Source organism: Eleftheria terrae (assembly GCF_030419005.1).
In the GTDB taxonomy this organism is placed as follows: Bacteria; Pseudomonadota; Gammaproteobacteria; order Burkholderiales; family Burkholderiaceae_C; genus Caldimonas; species Caldimonas terrae.
On sequence record NZ_CP106951.1, the window covers coordinates 4422311 to 4439913 of the forward strand.

General features: G+C 69.6%; 16 protein-coding genes. 2 read left to right on the forward strand and 14 right to left on the reverse strand.

Annotated features, from left to right (window positions below):
* Nucleotides 1-44: 44 nt before the first annotated feature.
* The 12 genes from N7L95_RS19785 to N7L95_RS19840 form a co-directional block, all read right to left on the reverse strand.
* Nucleotides 45-1190, reverse strand: a complete 1146-nt coding sequence (locus tag N7L95_RS19785) for a zinc-ribbon and DUF3426 domain-containing protein (protein ID WP_301256965.1) — start codon at nt 1188-1190, stop codon at nt 45-47.
* A 45-nt stretch (nt 1191-1235) separates the two neighbouring features.
* Nucleotides 1236-2141: a 50S ribosomal protein L11 methyltransferase gene (gene prmA / locus N7L95_RS19790; protein WP_301256966.1), complete on the reverse strand. Its 906-nt coding sequence runs from the start codon at nt 2139-2141 to the stop codon at nt 1236-1238.
* Between the two features lie 16 nt (nt 2142-2157).
* Nucleotides 2158-3507 carry an acetyl-CoA carboxylase biotin carboxylase subunit gene (gene accC, locus N7L95_RS19795; protein ID WP_301256967.1) on the reverse strand — a complete coding sequence of 450 codons (1350 nt, stop codon included), beginning with the start codon at nt 3505-3507 and terminating at the stop codon, nt 2158-2160.
* A gap of 142 nt (nt 3508-3649) precedes the next feature.
* The gene (accB, locus tag N7L95_RS19800) at nt 3650-4120 is read right to left on the reverse strand and encodes an acetyl-CoA carboxylase biotin carboxyl carrier protein (protein WP_301256968.1); all 471 of its coding nucleotides are present in this window, start codon (nt 4118-4120) and stop codon (nt 3650-3652) included.
* Between the two features lie 101 nt (nt 4121-4221).
* On the reverse strand, nt 4222-4659 hold the full coding sequence (gene aroQ / locus N7L95_RS19805) for a type II 3-dehydroquinate dehydratase (protein ID WP_301256969.1): 438 nt from the start codon (nt 4657-4659) through the stop codon (nt 4222-4224).
* Nucleotides 4660-4782: 123 nt separating this feature from the next.
* On the reverse strand, nt 4783-5301 hold the full coding sequence (locus tag N7L95_RS19810) for a TlpA family protein disulfide reductase (protein WP_301256970.1): 519 nt from the start codon (nt 5299-5301) through the stop codon (nt 4783-4785).
* Nucleotides 5298-5903 carry a hypothetical protein gene (locus N7L95_RS19815; RefSeq protein ID WP_301256971.1) on the reverse strand — a complete coding sequence of 202 codons (606 nt, stop codon included), beginning with the start codon at nt 5901-5903 and terminating at the stop codon, nt 5298-5300. The genes N7L95_RS19810 and N7L95_RS19815 overlap by 4 nt, the downstream gene beginning before the upstream one ends.
* Nucleotides 5904-6010: 107 nt before the next feature.
* Complete coding sequence (locus N7L95_RS19820; protein ID WP_301256972.1) at nt 6011-6784, reverse strand: transglycosylase domain-containing protein; 774 nt, start codon at nt 6782-6784, stop codon at nt 6011-6013.
* A gap of 13 nt (nt 6785-6797) precedes the next feature.
* Nucleotides 6798-7628, reverse strand: a complete 831-nt coding sequence (aroE, locus tag N7L95_RS19825; RefSeq protein ID WP_301260193.1) for a shikimate dehydrogenase — start codon at nt 7626-7628, stop codon at nt 6798-6800.
* A gap of 14 nt (nt 7629-7642) precedes the next feature.
* Nucleotides 7643-8497 carry an energy transducer TonB gene (locus N7L95_RS19830; protein ID WP_301256973.1) on the reverse strand — a complete coding sequence of 285 codons (855 nt, stop codon included), beginning with the start codon at nt 8495-8497 and terminating at the stop codon, nt 7643-7645.
* 6 nt (nt 8498-8503) lie between these two features.
* Nucleotides 8504-10558, reverse strand: coding sequence for a ribonuclease catalytic domain-containing protein (locus N7L95_RS19835; protein WP_301256974.1), 2055 nt, complete (start codon nt 10556-10558; stop codon nt 8504-8506).
* A 45-nt stretch (nt 10559-10603) separates the two neighbouring features.
* Complete coding sequence (locus N7L95_RS19840) at nt 10604-11215, reverse strand: YqiA/YcfP family alpha/beta fold hydrolase (RefSeq protein WP_301256975.1); 612 nt, start codon at nt 11213-11215, stop codon at nt 10604-10606.
* 212 nt (nt 11216-11427) lie between these two features.
* Here N7L95_RS19840 and N7L95_RS19845 point away from each other — a divergent pair, with 212 nt between their 5' ends.
* Nucleotides 11428-14091 carry a zinc-dependent metalloprotease gene (locus N7L95_RS19845; RefSeq protein WP_301256976.1) on the forward strand — a complete coding sequence of 888 codons (2664 nt, stop codon included), beginning with the start codon at nt 11428-11430 and terminating at the stop codon, nt 14089-14091.
* A gap of 129 nt (nt 14092-14220) precedes the next feature.
* On the opposite strand, the gene mpl is transcribed toward N7L95_RS19845, so the two are convergent.
* Together mpl and N7L95_RS19855 are read right to left on the reverse strand one after the other, a co-directional pair.
* Nucleotides 14221-15573 (reverse strand): UDP-N-acetylmuramate:L-alanyl-gamma-D-glutamyl-meso-diaminopimelate ligase, encoded by a 1353-nt coding sequence (gene mpl, locus N7L95_RS19850; protein ID WP_301256977.1) that lies wholly within the window; start codon nt 15571-15573, stop codon nt 14221-14223.
* Between the two features lie 182 nt (nt 15574-15755).
* Nucleotides 15756-16076 (reverse strand): hypothetical protein, encoded by a 321-nt coding sequence (locus N7L95_RS19855; protein WP_301256978.1) that lies wholly within the window; start codon nt 16074-16076, stop codon nt 15756-15758.
* An 84-nt stretch (nt 16077-16160) separates the two neighbouring features.
* Between N7L95_RS19855 and N7L95_RS19860 the strand changes: the two genes are divergently transcribed.
* Nucleotides 16161-17585, forward strand: coding sequence for a GH1 family beta-glucosidase (locus tag N7L95_RS19860; RefSeq protein ID WP_301256979.1), 1425 nt, complete (start codon nt 16161-16163; stop codon nt 17583-17585).
* Nucleotides 17586-17603 lie beyond the last annotated feature (18 nt).

Below are 17603 nucleotides of genomic sequence, written 5' to 3' on the forward strand. Positions count from 1 at the left end.
TCCTGTGGAGGATGGCGGTGGCGGATGGCCGCTGCGCGGCCCGGCTAAGGATAGAAGGCTTCGACCGTGAAACCGGCAACACGTTGTCCCGGCGTGCTGAGTTCCAGCGACAGCGAGACTTCGCTGCGGGCGCCGATGGTGTCGGCCGTGCCGAAATCGGCGGGCGACAGGGCGCGGCGTGCCACCAGGTCTCCGTTGGTGTCGGTGAGGCTCAGGTCGATGGAGGGCAGCGCCAGCGGCACCGCGCCGCGATTGCGCAGCAGCACCGTGAGGCGGTAGGCATCGCTGCCGGTGCCGCGGGTCAGGCTGCTGCTGTCGAGCACGACGTCATCGATGCGGCGCAGCGGGCCGATGCGGCAACCCGCCGCCTGGCAGAGCTGCGTCAGCAGGGGGCGCAGGCCGGGCCGGTACACCGCGAGCCAGTCGCGCCAGTGCAGCGCCGCCTGCAGCGTGAGGGCTGCGGCCAGCAGCAGGGCAAGCAGGGAAAGGGCCAGCCGCATTCCCGGCGTGCGCCAGCGGGCCTGGCTTTCGGCCTGGCGCAGGAATTCGGGTGCGTGGCGGGCCTCGTCCTTGCGCTTGGCCGGCTTGCGCCCCCGCTTGCGCGGCTCGGCGGCCGGCCGGGGTTGCCAGGCGGGCGCACCGGTGGCGGGCGGCGCCGCCTCCAGCTCTTCTTCCTGCAGGTCGCTGTCGTAGCGGGCATTGGCGAAGCCGTCGTCGGCGTCGCGTTCCTGCTCGGGGCCGTAGGTGCTCTGGTCGAGAAAGCGCGAGTCCAGCACCTCGTAGGCGGTTGGCGCCTCGTCTTCTTGCTCTTCCTGGGCCGCCCTGGCTGCATGCGGCTCGGCCAGCGGGGCGGGCGCCACCGGCGCCGCAGGTGGTGGGGGGGGAGGCGGAGGAGGAGGAAGTGGTGGTGGCGGAGGTGGCGGAGGTGGCGGCTCCGGCCGGGCTTCAGGAGCGGCCGGCGGTGGCTCGGCCATCACCGGCGCCTCGGTGCCCGCGGACGGGCGCTTGTAATCGGGGCTGATGACCTCGGCCGGCGGCAAGGGGTCGCGGTCGAGGTCGAACAGGCCCTCGATCGCGTTGAACACCTCATTGCAGCGCCCGCAGCGCACCCAGCCTTCCGAGACCTTCAATTGGTCCTGCACCACCCGGAAGGTGGTGTGGCAGGCAGGGCAGCGGGTGGCCAGGCTCATCGGGCAGGCACTCTCATCAGGCGCAGGCGCAGGCGGTGGCCTGGCTCAAGCGGCAGCACCGACGCGGGCCGTCATCAGGATCCAGCCATCCTCGCTGTCGCTCACCTCGAGCGAGCACCAGGAGGCATAGGCGTCCTTCAGCTCCTGCTCCTGGCGCTGCAGGATGCCGGCGAGCACCAGGTGGCCACCGGCCTCGACATGGCCGGCCAGCAGCGGTGCCAGCAGCTTCAACGGCGTCGCCAGGATGTTGGCCAGCACCAATGGGTACTGCCCCTGGGCCAGCTCGGGCAGCCCGGCATGGAGCGTGACACCGTTGGCTTCGGCATTGGCCCGGGTCGACTCGACGGCGGCAGGGTCGATGTCCACCGCGTCGATGGCCGTGGCGCCGTGCAGCGCGGCACCGATGGCCAGGATGCCGGAGCCGCAGCCGTAGTCGAGCACCCGTGCCCAAGCGCCACGTCCGGCCTCCGCCTCGCGGGCGATCCAGCGCAGGCACATGCGGGTGGTCGGATGGGTGCCGGTGCCGAAGGCCAGGCCCGGGTCGAGCCGGATGTGGCGGCTCGCCTGGGCCGGTGGCTGGTGCCAGCTGGGCACGATCCAAAAGGCCGGCGTGATTTCCACCGGCGCGAACTGCGACTGGGTGAGGCGCACCCAGTCCTGCGCCTCGACCGCCTGGATGGCCACCACGTGGACGTCCTCGGCCCAGTCCTGCGCCAGCAGCAGGGTGGCGGCTTCGGTGGCTTCGGGCTCGGTCTGGAACAGGGCCCTCAGTGTCGAGCGGTCCCAACCTTCGCGCGGCGCCGGCATGCCGGGCTCGCCGAAGAGGGCGTGCTCGGCCTCGGTGTCGGCATCGGCGTCCTCCACCGAGACCGACAGCGCCTCCAGCTCCATCAGTGCGTCGGACACCGTCTCGACGTCGGCCTCGCGGGCCAGCAGGACAAGCTCGTACATGGTGGCGCCCGTCGCTTCAGCGCTTGTGCTGGCCAAGCCAGCCTTCGAGGTAGTGGATGCTGGTGCCGCCCTCGATGAACTTGGCGTCCACCATCAGCTCGCGGTGCAGCGGGATGTTGGTCTGGATGCCTTCCACCAGGGTCTCGGACAGCGCGATGCTCATGCGGGCCAGGGCCTGCTCGCGGGTGTCGCCGTGCACGATGACCTTGCCGATCATCGAGTCGTAGTTGGGCGGCACGAAGTAGTTGGTGTAGATGTGCGAGTCCACCCGCACGCCAGGGCCGCCGGGCGCGTGCCACATCGTGATGCGGCCGGGCGAGGGCGTGAACTTGTACGGGTCCTCGGCGTTGATGCGGCATTCGATGGCATGCCCGCGCATCGCGATGTGGCGCTGGGCGAAGGGCAGCTTCTCGCCGGCGGCGACGCGGATCTGCATCTGCACGATGTCGATGCCGGTCACCAGCTCCGTCACCGGGTGCTCCACCTGCACGCGGGTGTTCATCTCGATGAAGTAGAACTCCCCGTTCTCGTACAGGAACTCGAAGGTGCCGGCGCCGCGGTAGCCGATCTTCTTGCAGGCGTCGGCGCAGCGGGCGCCGATCTTCTCGATGATGCGGCGCGGGATGCCGGGCGCGGGTGCTTCCTCGATGATCTTCTGGTGGCGCCGCTGCATCGAGCAGTCGCGCTCGCCCAGGTAGACCGCATTGCGGTGCTGGTCGGCCAGCACCTGGATCTCGACGTGGCGCGGGTTCTCGAGGAACTTCTCCATGTAGACCGACGGGTTGCCGAAGGCCGCACCGGCCTCGCTGCGCGTGGTCTGCACCGCATGGATCAGGGCGGCCTCGGTGTGCACCACCCGCATGCCGCGCCCGCCGCCACCGCCGGCGGCCTTGATGATGACCGGGTAGCCGACGCTGCGGGCGATCTTGATGATCTCCTTCGGGTCTTCGGGCAGGGCGCCTTCGGAGCCGGGCACGCAGGGCACGCCGGCCTTGATCATGGCGTTCTTGGCCGAGACCTTGTCGCCCATCAGGCGGATCGACTCGGGGGTCGGCCCGATGAAGGCGAAGCCGCTCTTCTCGACCCGTTCGGCGAAGTCGGCGTTCTCGGACAGGAAGCCGTAGCCGGGGTGGATCGCCTCGGCGTCGGTCACCTCGGCCGCCGAGATGATGGCCGGCATGTTGAGGTAGCTCTGTGCCGAGGGGGCGGGGCCGATGCACACCGCCTCGTCGGCCAGCTTCACGTACTTGGCGTCGCGGTCGGCCTCGGAATAGACCACCACGGACTTGATGCCCATCTCACGGCAGGCGCGCTGAATGCGGAGCGCGATCTCGCCGCGGTTGGCAATGAGGATCTTCTTAAACATCTTGATCGGCTCGATGGCCGCGCGCGGAGCGCGCAGCACGATACGCTGTCGGCAACAACCCCGCCGGGAGGCAGGGTCGTGCGTCGAGTCTCACGCCGCAGCTTGCGGCAGGGCGGTGCGTCGGTTCGGGCACCGGGCCAGCTCACTCGATGATGAACAGCGGCTGGCCGTATTCGACGGCCTGGCCGTTCTCGCACAGGATCTTGGTGACCGTGCCGGACTTGTCGGCCTCGATCTCGTTCATGATCTTCATGGCTTCGATGATGCAGATGGCCTCGCCTTCCTTGACCTGCTGGCCCAGCTCGGCGAAGGGCTTGGCGCCGGGGCTGGAAGCGCGGTAGAAGGTGCCGACCATCGGCGACTTCACGACGTGGCCGCTGATCTCGGCCGGCGCGGCCGGCACGGGGGCCGCGGCCGCCGGTGCCGGCGCGGCGGCAGCCGCCTGTTGCGGCGCCTGCTGCATCACGGGGGCCGGCATGTAGGGCGCCGCACTGGCGACCTGGCCATCTGACTTGACGATGCGCACCTTGCCGTCGGCTTCGGTGATCTCCAGCTCCGAGATGTTCGACTCGGACACCAGATCGATCAGTGTTTTCAGCTTGCGTAGGTCCATGGTGCTCTCCAACGCGGCTCGTGCCGCTGATTCAGGCGGATGCCGGCACGCAGCGGCGCGGCAATCCTTCGTGATTTTTGAGTGGGCGCGGTCGTCCGCGCCTAGACGTCCAGCCGCTCCAGCGCGAACTCCAGCGCCAGCCGGTAGCCGCTCGCCCCCAGCCCGCAGATCACGCCTTCGGCGAGATCCGAGAAGTAGGAGTGGTGGCGGAAGGGCTCGCGCCGGTGCACATTCGAGAGATGCACCTCGACAAAGGGCAGCGCGACGGCTGCCAGGGCATCTCGCAGCGCCACGCTGGTGTGCGTGTAGCCGGCCGGGTTGATGATGATGAAGCGGGTGCCGTCCTCGCGAGCGGCGTGCACCCGGTCGATCAATGCGCCTTCGTGATTGTTTTGGAAGTGTGCCAGCTTGATCCCGCGATCTGCCGCTTTCTTGACCAGATCTTCATTGATCTGGGCCAGCGTGGTCGAGCCGTACACTCCCGGCTCTCGCGTGCCGAGGAGGTTCAGGTTCGGACCGTGCAGGACAAGAATGGACATCGCGAACGAGGGACAAGGGCAGCCCTCAAGTTGAGAAGCCGTGACTTTACGCGCAAATCGGAGCAAATGTCGAGAAATTGTTTCACTACCCGGGCCTGCTGTCTTTTCGGGCCATGCGGCAGGTCAAGCGGTGCTGCGGGCCCAGCCGGCGAGCTCGTCGAAGCTGGTTTCTCCGATCTTGCGATGGGCCAGCCGGCCCTTGCTGTCGAAAGCCACGGTGAACGGCAGGCCCCCCTGCGCGTTGCCCAGCGCGCGTGACAGCTCCACCCCGGCGAAGCCGGCGATGCCGCTTGGAAAGCCGATCTTCAGGTCTTTCAGGAAGCTGGCGACCTTCGGGCCGTTGTCCACCGCGATGCCGAGCACCTGCCAGCCCCGCGGGCCGAACTCGCGGGCAAAGCGGTCGATCTGCGGCATCTCGCGCACGCAGGGGGCGCACCAGGTGGCCCAGAAGTTGACCAGCAGCGGCCGTCCCCGGTAGTCCGCGAGCTTCAGGGGGCGGCCGTCGGGCGTGTCGAGCACCAGCGACCACAGGGGGTCGTCGGCGACCTCGGCCGGCTTGCGCCAGTGCCACCAGCCCAGGCTGCCGCCGACGGCCGCTGCCGCCAGCCCGGCCGACATCGTGAGCCAGTCGCGCCGCTTCACGCCGAGGCCTCCACCAGGGCGCGCACCGCCTCGATCGGCCCGCGCTCGGTGCGGCCGCGGCTGTCGGCCTTCACCGCGCCACGCAGGTCGTCACGGTCATAGATGACGAGGTGGACCAGCACTTCGCCGCCCAGTGCGGCATCGCGTTCCGACAAGGTGAGCACGTCGACCGTGTCGCCACGCAGGCCGGTGACGCTGCCGACGTCGTAGTCCACCCGCTTGCCAATCAGCAGGATTTCCGCCGACTTCGGGTCGTCGCAGAACAGATTGAGCCAGATGTCGTTGAGCCGGGTGGCGGTGCCGTTCCACACGGCGCCGGCCAGATGCGGCTGGAATTCGGCCAGCCGCTCCATCCAGCGCAGGGCGATGCGGCGCAGTGCCACCAGCTCCCCAGGCTGGGTGTCGGCACAGAACAACTCGATGTAGGCCCGCACTTCCTCTTCCACCGCGTCGTTGCCCGGAAGGTCCACGTTGCCAAGCCCGCGCTTGCCGAGCATCTTGGCGGCCTTGCGCTTGGCGGGGCCGTATTCCATGCCTTCCTCGACGATGAGGCGGGCTGCGGTGGCAGCGATTTCGGCGGCGATGACGGGATTGGAGGGCATGGGCGACTCGGCAGGAGCAGCAGGCATTCTAGGAGGGGCCGGCACAGGGGCCATTGCCCGCGTGCAAGCGCAAGGCCCGAAGCGGGCGCTCTGCGCACCCGCGCGCTTCAGGGCAGTTCCACGGCCCGCATGTCGCGCAGCACGCGGGCGCTGCGGGCGCCGAGGCGGCCCGAATTCGGGCGCTTCTCGAACTGTTTCGGGGCCGGGAGCATCGCCGCCAGCCGGGCGGCCTGGGGCGCCGAAAGCCGGTCGGCACCGAGGCGGAAATAGTGCTGGGCGGCAGCTTCCGCGCCGAACACTCCTTCACCCCATTCGACGTTGTTCAGGTAGATCTCCAGGATGCGTTCCTTGCTCAACAGCGCTTCCAGCATGAAAGTCAGGGCAAACTCTTCCGCCTTGCGCAGCAGGTTTCGCTCGCCCGACAGGAACAGGTTCTTGGCCAGCTGCTGCGTGATGGTGGAGCCGCCCACCACCTTGGCCAGGCGCATCTTCACCGGCCGGTTGGGGCGGCGCTCGGCCAGCTTGGCCATCCGCTCGTTGTAGCGGTCGGCCTTTTCCTGCGCCTTCAGGTTGCGCTCGTAGGCTTTTTCCAGCGCTTCCCACTCGATGCCCTCGTGCTCCAGGAAACCGCTGTCCTCGGAGGCGATCACTGCGCGCTTGAGGTGGTCGGACATTTCCTCGTAGGCGCGCCACTCCTGCCGCCACGGCAGCTCGCCCTGCTCGGTGAGGATGCGCCAGGCCTCGGCGCGCTGGAAAGTGGTGGACTGCGGGTCGATGGCGGCCATCAGCGCGATGCGGCCGAGGAAATACAACTGCAGGGCCAGGCCGCACAGCACCAGCAATCCGAGGAAACGGCCCGCTGTGGCCAGCACGGACTTCATGCTCGCAGACTCCTCAACCCCGGCCGGCGCGCAAGTCGGCCAGCACCTGCTGCGTTTGCGGACGCACACCGCGCCAGACGGCGAACGCCTCCGCCGCCTGCTCCACCAGCATGCCCAGGCCGTCGCGGCCGCTGGCACCATGCTCGGCGGCCCAGGCCAGGAAGGCGGCGGCCGGCGGGCCGTACATCATGTCGTAGGCCAGCGCCCCGGGGGCCAGTACCTGGCCGGCCACCGGCACCGCGCCGCCCTGCAGGCTGCTGGCCGTCGCGTTGATGACCAGGTGGTGGCCGCGGCCACAGTCGTCCAGCGGCGCCGCCTGTAGCTCGACCGACTGCGCCAGCGCGAGGGCGGCATGCCGCTGCACCAGCTCACGGGCCTTGTCGAGCGTGCGGTTGGTGACCACCAGCCGGCGCGGACGCGCCTGCAGCAGCGGTCCCAGCACACCGGCCGCGGCCCCGCCGGCGCCGATCAGCAGCAGGTCGCGCCCGGCCAACTCGAGGCCGGCGTTGTGCTGGAGGTCATGGACCAGGCCGGCGCCGTCGGTGTTGTCCGCGAACCAGCGGCCGTCGGCATCGAAGCGCAGCAGGTTGGCTGCCTGGGCCAGCTGCGCCCGTTCGCTGGCCTGCGCCGCGGCCGCGAAGGCCTCGAACTTGAACGGTACGGTGACGTTGCAGCCTCGCGCGCCGCTGCCGGCGAACTCGCGCACAGTGGGCAGGAAGGCGTCCAGCGGCGCCAGCAGCCGGCCGTAGGTGACCGGCTGGTGGCACTGCTCGGCGAAGCGCGCGTGGATGTAGGGTGACTTGCTGTGCTCGACGGGGTGGCCGACGACGGCGTAGCGGTCCATGCGTGAGGGGGGTGTCACTGCGGGGTGGTGAGCGTGGTTTCGAGCGCTTCGTCGCGGGTGAAGCGAAAGCGCGAGACCACCACGATCTGGTCGGCCTTGCCGCGCATGCCAGGCGTGAAGGCGCCGAAGGGAGATGCCGCCTCGACGATGGCGACCGCACGGCGGTCGAGGATGGGCGAGTCCGAGTGCTGCACGATCTCGGTGTCGACCACCCGGCCGGCAGCGTCGACGGTGACGATCATCGTCAGCTCGCCATAGAGCTTGCGGCCCTGGTGTTCGGGGAAGTTGCGGGTACCGCGTTCCTCGATCTTGCGGCGCAGCTGATCGTAGTAGACGGCGTAGACCTCCTCGCGCGTGCTCGGGCTGATGTAGCGGCGCTTGGGGCGGGCATTTTCTTCGTTGATGCGCTTCTCGATCTCGGCCAGCATGCGCAGCAACTGGCGGCGCCGTTCTTCCTGCGCCTTGTTCTCGGGCCGGCCCGGGTCCTGCTGCGGGTCGGGCGGCGGCAGCGCCGCCAGGTCGCGCTTGACCTGGCTGAGCAAGCGGTTCTGCTGCTCCTGCAGCGCCTCGATGCGCTTGTCGGTGTCCTCCATCGCGTCGCCCACCGCCTGGAGCTCGGAGGGCGGCAGCGGCGAGGTGGCGCGGCCGGCGGCCGCTTCACCGCCGCCCGCCAGGCTCGCCTGCGCGATGGCCTGGGCCTTCAGTGGCGCCTCGTTCGAGCGGGCATTGACCAGCACCACTTCAAGCGGGGTGTCCTCGAACAGCCGGTCGAAACCCTGGGGGTCGACGAAGCGCAGCGTGCCGAGGACGGCATGCACGCCGACCGAGAAGGCCAGCGCGATGTGCAGGGTCGAGAAATTCTTCAGCATGCTGGGTCAGGCAGCGGAGGTGGGCGGGGCGCCGGCGGTATTGTCGCCTTGTTGGGCCTCGCTCTCGTTGAGGTCGATGGCCAGCGACAGCGGGCCGGCAGCCGGCTCCAGCTCGTCGGCCTCTTCTTCGGTGCCGGTCGGTGCCAGCGCGGCATCGTCGAGGTGGGCGGTGACGCTGGCGAAGACGTCAAGCGTCAGCTTGTCGATGGAGGCGATGCGCACCCGCACCCGGGCTCCGCGTGCCAGCCGCTCGGCACCGTTGGCGCGGAACACCAGCGGCAGCGTGTCGGCCCGCACCAGGCCCTCCTTCAACACGGCCGCGTCGAGTTCATGCACCTCGTTCTGCTCCAGCCAGCGCAGCGTCCAGTAGCGCTCGATGCCGGACTGGTAGTCGTTGTAGGCCGAGTAGGCGGCGTCGAAGCCGGAGATGACCGAGAACAGCTCCGCGTCCTTCGGCTTGAAGGGCGCGGCCAGCGCCGCCGTGCGGCCGTGGCGGGCGCAGGCGATGATCTGCCACTGGTTCACCAGGTCCACATAGCGCCGCAGCGGCGAGGTGGCCCAGGTGTACTGCTTCACGCCCATGCCGGCATGCGGCATCGGCTTGGTGCCCATGCGCACCTTCACGCCGGGCAGCAGGCTGGCCTGGCCGCGGTAGATGCCCGGCACGCCCAGCTCGCCCAGCCAGCCGCCCCAGGTGCTGTTGGCCAGGATCATCGCCTCGGCGACGATCAGGTCGAGCGGCTCGCCGCGCTTGCGCACGCCGATCAGTACCGTCTCGCTGCCGTCGGGCTCGCGGTCGCCGTTGCCTTCCAGGCGGAAGTTGTAGTCCGGGCGGGTGAAGTTCTCCGGCTTGCCGCGCACCACCTCGCGCTCGGCCTTCAGGTGGCGGGCCAGGCGCCAGGCAAAGCGCAGCTCCTCGGCAAAGGGGAAGTCGGCCGGGCCCTCGCCATTGAGGGCCGCCTCGGTGACGATGCCGTCGAGCCGGTCATGCCGCAGGTTGGCGGCGATCGGCACCCGCTCCAGGCGGGTCTCGGTGGCGGTGACGGCCAGCGTCGCCTCGTCCAGCGTGACGTAGAGCGAGACCGCCGGGCAGTCGCGGCCTTCTTGCAGCGTGTAGGCCTGCACCACCTCGTCGGGCAGCATGGTCAGCTTGTAGCCCGGCATGTAGACGGTGGAGTAGCGCGAACGGGCCACCTGGTCCAGCGGCGAGCCCGGCGCAATGGCCAGCCCCGGCGCGGCGATGTGGATGCCGAACACCACCGTGCCGCTGCCCAGGCCGGTGACCGAGAGCGCGTCATCGATTTCGGTGGTGGCCGAGTCGTCGATGCTGAAAGCGCGCACGGCGGCGGTCGGCAACTCTTCCTTGATGGCCGGTGCGCTGAGTTCCGGGAAGCCGTAGCCCTTGGGGAAATGCTCGAACAGGAAACGCCGCCAGTGGAACTGGTAGGGACTGTCGATCGCGCCGGCGCGCGTCAGCAGCTCCAGCGGCGCGGCATGCGACTGCCGCGCCGCCTCCACCACCGCCTTGTATTCGAGCGCGTTCTTGTCCGGCTTGAACAGGATGCGGAAGAGCTGCTCGCGGATGGGCGCCGGGCAGCTGCCACCGGCCAGCTCGGCGGCCCAGGCCTCGACCTGGGCCTGCTGCTGCTTCTTGCGCTCGATGCCCAGCAGCGCGGCCTTGACGATCTCTTCGGGCGCCTTCTTGAAGCGGCCCTTGCCGACGCGGCGGAAATAGTGCGGTGCCTCGAACAGCCGCAGCAGCGTGGCGGCCTGCTGCACCGGCCCGGCGCTGGCATCGAAATAGTCGCGGGCGATGTCGGCGAAGCCGAATTCCTCGGCGGGCGCGAACTCCCAGGCCAGGTCGAGGTCGATCTCGGCCGCCAGGGCCTGGGCCTGCGCCAGCAGCTGGGCCGGGGGCGGCTGCTCGAACTTCAGCAGCACGTTGGCGGTCTTGGCTTTGACGCGCTTGCCGGAGTCCAGCTCGATCTGCATCGAGCTGTCGGCCTCGGACATCACGCGGCCGGCGAGGAATTTTCCGGCGTCTTCGAAGAGGGCGAACATGGCGGCATTGTCGCCGGAGTTGCGGCCGGCTTCTCAGCCGCCGGTTCAGGCTGACAGGCCGAGGAAGCGGAAGACCGCATCCAGCTGCTCCGGATAGTCGGACAGCGCATGGTCGCCGGCTTCCAGCACCTGCTGCTGGCTGCCCGCGTAGCGCGCCGCCATCTCGCGCCAGTCGAGCAGCTCGTCGCCCTTGGCGATGACGGCGAAGTAGCGTTCCGGCCGGCTCAGGCGGGGCGGCGACAGCGTGCGCAGCTCGTCGACAAACTCCGGCCGGAAATAGAAGCGCTCCTCGCTGTGCCAGGCCTTCTGTTCGCCGATGTGGCGGCTCAGGTCGCGGGCCGGATCGACCGCCGGGTTCAACAGCACCGCGCGCCAGCCCAGGCGCTCGGCCAGCACCGTGGCATAGAAGCCGCCGAGCGAGCTGCCGATGACCGCGGCCTGCCCGGCGGGCCAGCCGGACACCCCCGCGAGCAGCCCCGCCACCGCCTCGGCGGGCGAGGGCGGCAACTGGGGACACCACCAGTGGATCTCGTGTCCAGCGGCGCGCAGGCTGTCGACGCGGGCGGCGGTCAGGCGGGCCTTGGTGGACTGCGGCGAGGAACGGAAGCCATGCAGGTAGAGCAGGTGGGTCGTCGTCACGATTGTGGGTTTTCTCACGTCCCGTCCCCCGTTCTAGGGAGGCGGCGCGAAAGGCCGGAACAAAGGGGGGAAAGCGGCAGTCTAGCGGGCTTGTGATCCGTGGTGTTCCGCACGGGGTCGCCAGCCACGTGCCGGACGGGCTCCGGGAGGCGTGTTGGGGCGCAGTTGCATTTCTATACTGCCCCGCGATGGTGGTGCATCGAGCTGCCGCAAGCGAGAGGGATCTTTCCGTGAACGAGTATTTGACACGCTGGCCGACGACCTGGGTGCTGTCGGCACTGCTGGGCCTGGGGGGCTGCGCCACCGCGCTGGCGCCCACCGCCGCGGTGACGCCGGCGGTGCATCCCGTCGCGCCGACCGAGCTGGCTGCCGGCGCCACGCGGCCGGTGGCGCCCTCGCCGATGCGCAACGACAACTCGGGGCTGCGCGCCTTCTCCGAGGTGGTGCGCGGCGCCACCCTCAGCGACGGCTACTTCCCGCTCTGGCGCAAGGACGACAAGGTCTGGATCGAGATCCCCGAGGCCCGGCTGGGCCAGCCCTTCCTGCTGTCGGCCAACGTGCACAGCTCGGTCGGCGAGCGTGGCCTGTATGCCAGCCAGATGGGCAGCAGCTGGGTCGCCAGCTTCCGCCGCATCGGCAACCAGATGCAGCTGCTGGCGCGCAACACCGGATTCCGGGCCGACGGCAACGGGCCGCTGCAGCAGGCCCTGGCGCAGGCCTTCTCCGACAGCCTGCTGGGCGCCACGCCAGTCGTGAGCGCCACGCATGCGGAGCGCCATTCGGTGCTGATCGACGCCAGCTTCCTGCTGGGTGACATCGCCGGTTATTCGAGCCAGATCGAAGCCGCCTTTCGTGCACCCTTCAGCTTCGACCGCAGCAATTCCTTCTTCGAGATGAGCTCGGCCACCAGCGAGCTGACCTCGCTGAACGTGCGCATGCATTTCGCCACCTCCCGCATGCCGGCCGGCAGCGCGGCGCCCGTCACCACGCCGGATGCGCGCAGCTTCTTCGTCGGCTTCGTCTACAACTTCGCCCGCCTGCCCGAGGTGGCGATGACGCCGCGCCGTGCCGATCCGCGGCTGGGCCATTTCACCGACGCCCACACCGACGTTTCCTCCGACCTGAAGTCCAACCCGCGGGTGCACTACATCAACCGCTGGCGCCTCGAGAAGAAGGACCCGGCGGCAGCACTCTCCGAGCCGAAGGCGCCCATCGTCTACTGGCTGGACCGCAACATCCCGGCGCGCTACCGGGCGGCGGTCGAGGCCGGCGTGCTGGAGTGGAACAAGGCCTTCGAGCGCATCGGCTTCAAGGACGCCATCGTGGTGCGCCAGCAGCCCGACGATGCCGAGTGGGACACGCTCGACGCGCGCCACGCCTCCATCCGTTGGTATGTCGGTGCCGACGCCGGCTATGCCCGCGGTCCTCACCATTCCGACCCGCGTACCGGCGAGATCCTGGACGCCGACATCGCGATGGCCGATGTGTTCAGCCGCAGTGCACGGCGCTTCTTCGTCGAGGAGAAGGGCCGTCCGGCCGAGCAGCGACCGCACGCCGCCAGCAGCCACGAGCGCCACGAGGACTGCAGCTACGCGCTGGAGAACGCCGCCGAGATGGACTTCGTGCTCGACACGCTCGAGGCACGGGGTGAACTCACCGCCGACAGCCCCGAGGCCGAGGCCTTCGTGCAGTCGGTCGTCAAGGACACGGTGATGCACGAGGTGGGTCACACGCTGGGCCTCAAGCACAACTTCAAGGGCTCGACCACCGTCAAGCGTTCGCAGCTGGGTGACAGCGCCTACACCCGCGAGCACGGCGTGTCCGGCTCGGTGATGGACTACAACGCCTTCAACCTGGCCCTCAAGGGCGAGCGCCAGGGCGCCTACAACAATGACACGCTGGGGCCCTACGACTACTGGGCCATCGAGTACGCCTACAAGCCGATCGCCGCCGAGCAGGAGGCGGCGGAGCTGGCTCGCATCGCGGCCCGCAGCACCGAGCCGGCGCTGGCCTATGCCGACGACTACGACGCCGGTGGCTTCGCCGGCTTCGAGGGCATCGACCCGCTGGCCAACCGCTTCGACCTGGGCGACGATCCGCTGGCCTATGCCGAGAAGCGCCTGAAGCTGTCGCAGGAACTGTGGCAGCGCACCCAGACCGTGGTACCGCAGGGCGAAGGCGATCCGCTGCTGCAGCGTCGCCTGCTGCTGACCGGCTTCCGCCAGCTCAACCGCACCACCGAGCTGGCCAGCAAGTACATCGGCGGCATGGTGCAGGTGCGCGACCTGCCTGGCACCACCAAGCGCCGCACTTACACCCCGGTGGAGCCGGCCAAGCAGCGCCAGGCCCTGCAACTGCTGGCCCGCGGCATCTTCAGCGCCGACAGCTTCCAGTTCCGGCCCGAGTTCCTGAGCAGCCTGCCGCCTGACTACCTGGACCGCGAGAGCATGGGGCCGGTGAGCGTGCCCAATGCGGTCCTGAGCGTGCAGGGTGCCGCGCTTGACCGGCTGCTGAGCCCCGGTGTCGCCACCCGGCTGCTGGACCTGCCGCAGTACCTCGGTGGCGCAGCCCGCCAGGCGATCTCGCTGCAGGAGGTCTACCGCACACTGCAGGACGCGGTGTGGAGCGAGACCCGCAATGGCAGCGACATCGACCGCGTGCGCCGCAACCTGCAGCGCGAGCACCTGAGGCGGGTGGTGAACCTGCTGACGCAGGGCTCGGCCAGCCTGCCGGCCGACGCGTTGAGCCTGATGCGCTTCAACGCCACCCAGCTGCAGGCGCAACTGCGCGCCGCTGCGGGCAACCATAAGCTGTCGATCGAGGCACAGGCCCATCTGCAGGACAGCCTGGCCATGCTGAGCGAGGCCCTGCGCGCCACGATGACGCGCGGCTGAAGCCCCAACGCGGGTGGCACGGGGCGGCGCCGGCAACGGCGGCCGCCCGGTTGCTTTGGCAACGCAGGCGGCGCTGCCGCCATCGACGCCCGCGCTGCCGTGCCGGCGGGCCAGCAGCGCCCGCGCGTGTCAGGTGGCCGGCGTGGTGGCAAGCGCCTGGAGCAGCCGGTCGTGCACCCCGCCGAAGCTGCCGTTGCTCATGCACAGCAAGTGGTCGCCCGGCCGGGCGGCTGCGACCACCCGGCGCACCAGTGCGTCGATGTTGTCGTCCACGCTCGCGCGTGCGCCCATCGGCGCAAGTGCCTCGGCGGCATCCCAGCCCAGGCCGCCACTGTGGCAGAAGGCCAGGTCGGCCTGCTCCAGCGACCACGGCAGCTGCGCCTTCATCGTGCCCAGCTTCATCGTGTTGGAGCGCGGCTCGAAGATGGCGAGGATGCGCTCGGCCCCGACCTTGCGGCGCAGCCCGTCGATGGTGGTGCGGATGGCCGTCGGGTGGTGGGCGAAGTCGTCGTAGACCCGCACGCCGCCGGCCTCGCCGCGCAGCTCCAGCCGCCGCTTCACATTGCCGAAGCTGGACAGCGCTTCGGCCGCCGCCTGCGGTGCCACGCCGAGGTGCTCGGCCGCCGCGATGGCGGCCAGGGCGTTGAGCTGGTTGTGCTCGCCCAGCAGCCCCCACTCGACTCGCGCGACACGGCGGCCGGCTTGCAGCACCTCGAAGCGGTCCGGCTCACCGTCGGCGCTCCAGCCCGAGGCGACGCCGAAGCTCGCCTGCTCGCTCCAGCAGCCGCGCGCGAGCACGCGCTGCAGGCTCTCCTCGCGGCCGTTGACGACCACCCGGCCGGGGCCCGGCACCGTGCGCACCAGGTGGTGGAACTGTTTCTCGATGGCCGCCAGGTCCTCGAAGATGTCGGCGTGGTCGAATTCCAGGTTGTTGAGCACCGCGGTGCGCGGCCGGTAGTGCACGAACTTGCTGCGCTTGTCGAAGAAGGCGGTGTCGTACTCGTCGGCCTCGATGACAAAGGCCGGCCCGCGGCCCAGGCGCGCCGAGACGCCGAAGTTCTGCGGCACGCCGCCCACCAGGAACCCCGGCTCCCGGCCGGCATGCTCCAGGATCCAGGCGAGCATCGAGGTGGTGGTGGTCTTGCCGTGCGTGCCGGCCACGGCCAGCACGTGGCGGCCTTGCAGCACGTGTTCGGCCAGCCATTGCGGGCCGCTGGTGTAGCGCTCGCCGCGGTCGAGCAGTGCCTCCATCAGCGGGTTGCCACGCGACACCACGTTGCCGACCACCCAGACGTCGGGCTTCAGGCTGAGCTGTGCGGGGTCCCAGCCTTCGATCAGGTCGATGCCCAGCGCGCGCAACTGGTCGCTCATCGGCGGGTAGACGCCCGCATCGCAGCCGGTGACGTGGTGGCCCGCCTCGCGGGCGAGCGCGGCAAGGCCCCCCATGAAGGTGCCGCAGATGCCGAGGATGTGAATGTGCATCGGGCCATTCTAGAAGCGGAGAAGCGCGGGCCCCGCCGCCCTGCATCCGGGCGTGGCGCGGCGGTGAGGGGGCGTGCGAGGGCCGCTGGCCATGCGCCCACGGTCGCCCGCAGTGAGCCGCCTCCTTGCGCGGTTGCGCCGCCCGGCGGCCTCGGCAGCGCTGGCGCCCGCCAGCGGGAGTCTCAAGCGCCGTGGGCCTCCCTGGCCGCCACACGCCACGCGCTGCGAGCTGCGAGCCACACACCAAGGCCAGTGCCAGTGCCAGTGCCAGTGCCAGTGCCAGTGCCAGTGCCAGTGCCAGTGCCAGTGCCAGTGCCAGTGCCAGTGCCAGTGCCAGTGCCAGTGCCCAGCTCCAGCTCCAGCTCCAGCTCCAGCTCCAGCTCCAGCTCCAGCTCCAGCTCCAGCTCCAGCTCCAGCTCCAGCTCCAGCTCCAGCTCCAGCTCCAGCTCCAGCTCCGCCGTGGGCTGCGCGCTGCCGCCTCCGGCCCTGACTGACCTCTCCAAGGTACGGGTTTTCCCTCGGTGGGGCAATCTTGAAAGCGCTTTCATGACTGGTATGCTGGCCCTTTCATTCGCCATGCAAACAAAATGTCCGCATCCACACTGCTTCACTTTCCGGCCGGCTTCCAATGGGGCGCGGCGACATCCGCCTATCAAATTGAAGGCGCGCATGACGAGGACGGTCGCAGCCCGTCGATCTGGGACACGTTCGCGCGGCAACCCGGACGGGTGCTCGAAGGGCACACCGGGGACGTCGCGTGCGACTCCTACCACCGCATCGAGGAGGACGTCGCCCTGCTGAAGCAGATGGGCGCCAAGGTCTATCGCTTCTCGGTGGCCTGGCCGCGGGTGGTGCCCAGCGGGCGGGGGGCCGTGAATGCCAAGGGCCTCGACTACTACAGCCGCCTCGTCGACGCGCTGCTGGCCGCCGACATCCAGCCCATGGTGACCCTCTACCACTGGGACCTGCCGCAGTGCCTGCAGGACGAGGGCGGCTGGGAAGTGCGCGAGACGGCCCACGCCTTCGTGGCCTATGCCGAGGCGGTGTTCAAAGCGCTGGGCGATCGGGTGCGCCAATGGATCACGCTCAATGAACCATGGTGCTCGGCCAACCTGTCCAACCAGATCGGCGAGCACGCGCCTGGGCAGCGCAACCACCAGGCGACCCTCGCGGTGGCCCACCACCTGCTGCTGGCGCACGGCCTGACGGTGCGGCGCTTCCGCGAACTGAAGCTGCCCGGCGAGATCGGCATGGCACCGAATGTGGACTGGCGCGAGCCCTATTCGCAAAGCCAGGCCGACATCGACGCGTGCCGACGCGGCCTGGAGTGGTTCAACAACTGGTACCTCGACCCGATCTACTTCGGACACTATCCCGAGGAGATGCTGGAGCGCTATGCCGAACTGGGCGCCCGCCCCCCGGTGCAGGACGGCGACATGGCGATCATCGCCAGCCCGACCGACTTCCTCGGCATCAACTACTACACCGGCAGCTACACGCTGGCGCCTGACGTCCCGCCGCAATTGAAGCGCAGCGGCGATGCCAAGGCCGAGCTGGCGGCCCTGCTCGGCGCGTCGACAGTGGACGTGCCCGGCTTCGAGCTGACCGACATCGGCTGGGCCATCTACCCGGAAGGTTTCTATCGCGTGCTGCTGTGGCTGCGCGACCGCTACGGCAACCCGCCGGTCTACATCACCGAGAACGGCGCCTGCTACAACAACGGCCCGGATGGCGACGGCCGGGTGCGCGACAACAAGCGCATCGCCTACTGCCAGCGCCACCTGATCGCCATGCACCGGGCCATCCGCTCGGGCTGCAATGTGCGGGGCTACACCTTGTGGTCGCTGCTCGACAACTTCGAATGGGCCTGGGGCTACACGATGCGCTTCGGCCTCGTGCATGTGGACTTCGCCACGCTGGAGCGCCGGCCGAAGGACAGCTTCCACTGGTTCGCCAGCGTGATCCGGCGCAATGCGGTGGAGCCGGGAGAAGCGGGCCGGCTGGCGTTCTGAGCGCCGGGCGCGGCCGGC

What these genes read in the sequence shown, in the direction of transcription:
- N7L95_RS19835 (WP_301256974.1), bottom strand. Translation starts at nt 10,558, where the DNA reads ATGTTCGCCCTCTTCGAAGACGCCGGAAAATTCCTCGCCGGCCGCGTG.
- aroQ (WP_301256969.1), bottom strand. Translation starts at nt 4,659, where the DNA reads ATGTCCATTCTTGTCCTGCACGGTCCGAACCTGAACCTCCTCGGCACG.
- N7L95_RS19820 (WP_301256972.1), bottom strand. Translation starts at nt 6,784, where the DNA reads ATGAAGTCCGTGCTGGCCACAGCGGGCCGTTTCCTCGGATTGCTGGTG.
- N7L95_RS19860 (WP_301256979.1), top strand. Translation starts at nt 16,161, where the DNA reads ATGTCCGCATCCACACTGCTTCACTTTCCGGCCGGCTTCCAATGGGGC.
- aroE (WP_301260193.1), bottom strand. Translation starts at nt 7,628, where the DNA reads ATGGACCGCTACGCCGTCGTCGGCCACCCCGTCGAGCACAGCAAGTCA.
- prmA (WP_301256966.1), bottom strand. Translation starts at nt 2,141, where the DNA reads ATGTACGAGCTTGTCCTGCTGGCCCGCGAGGCCGACGTCGAGACGGTG.
- accC (WP_301256967.1), bottom strand. Translation starts at nt 3,507, where the DNA reads ATGTTTAAGAAGATCCTCATTGCCAACCGCGGCGAGATCGCGCTCCGC.
- accB (WP_301256968.1), bottom strand. Translation starts at nt 4,120, where the DNA reads ATGGACCTACGCAAGCTGAAAACACTGATCGATCTGGTGTCCGAGTCG.
- N7L95_RS19830 (WP_301256973.1), bottom strand. Translation starts at nt 8,497, where the DNA reads ATGCTGAAGAATTTCTCGACCCTGCACATCGCGCTGGCCTTCTCGGTC.
- N7L95_RS19785 (WP_301256965.1), bottom strand. Translation starts at nt 1,190, where the DNA reads ATGAGCCTGGCCACCCGCTGCCCTGCCTGCCACACCACCTTCCGGGTG.
- N7L95_RS19815 (WP_301256971.1), bottom strand. Translation starts at nt 5,903, where the DNA reads ATGCCCTCCAATCCCGTCATCGCCGCCGAAATCGCTGCCACCGCAGCC.
- mpl (WP_301256977.1), bottom strand. Translation starts at nt 15,573, where the DNA reads ATGCACATTCACATCCTCGGCATCTGCGGCACCTTCATGGGGGGCCTT.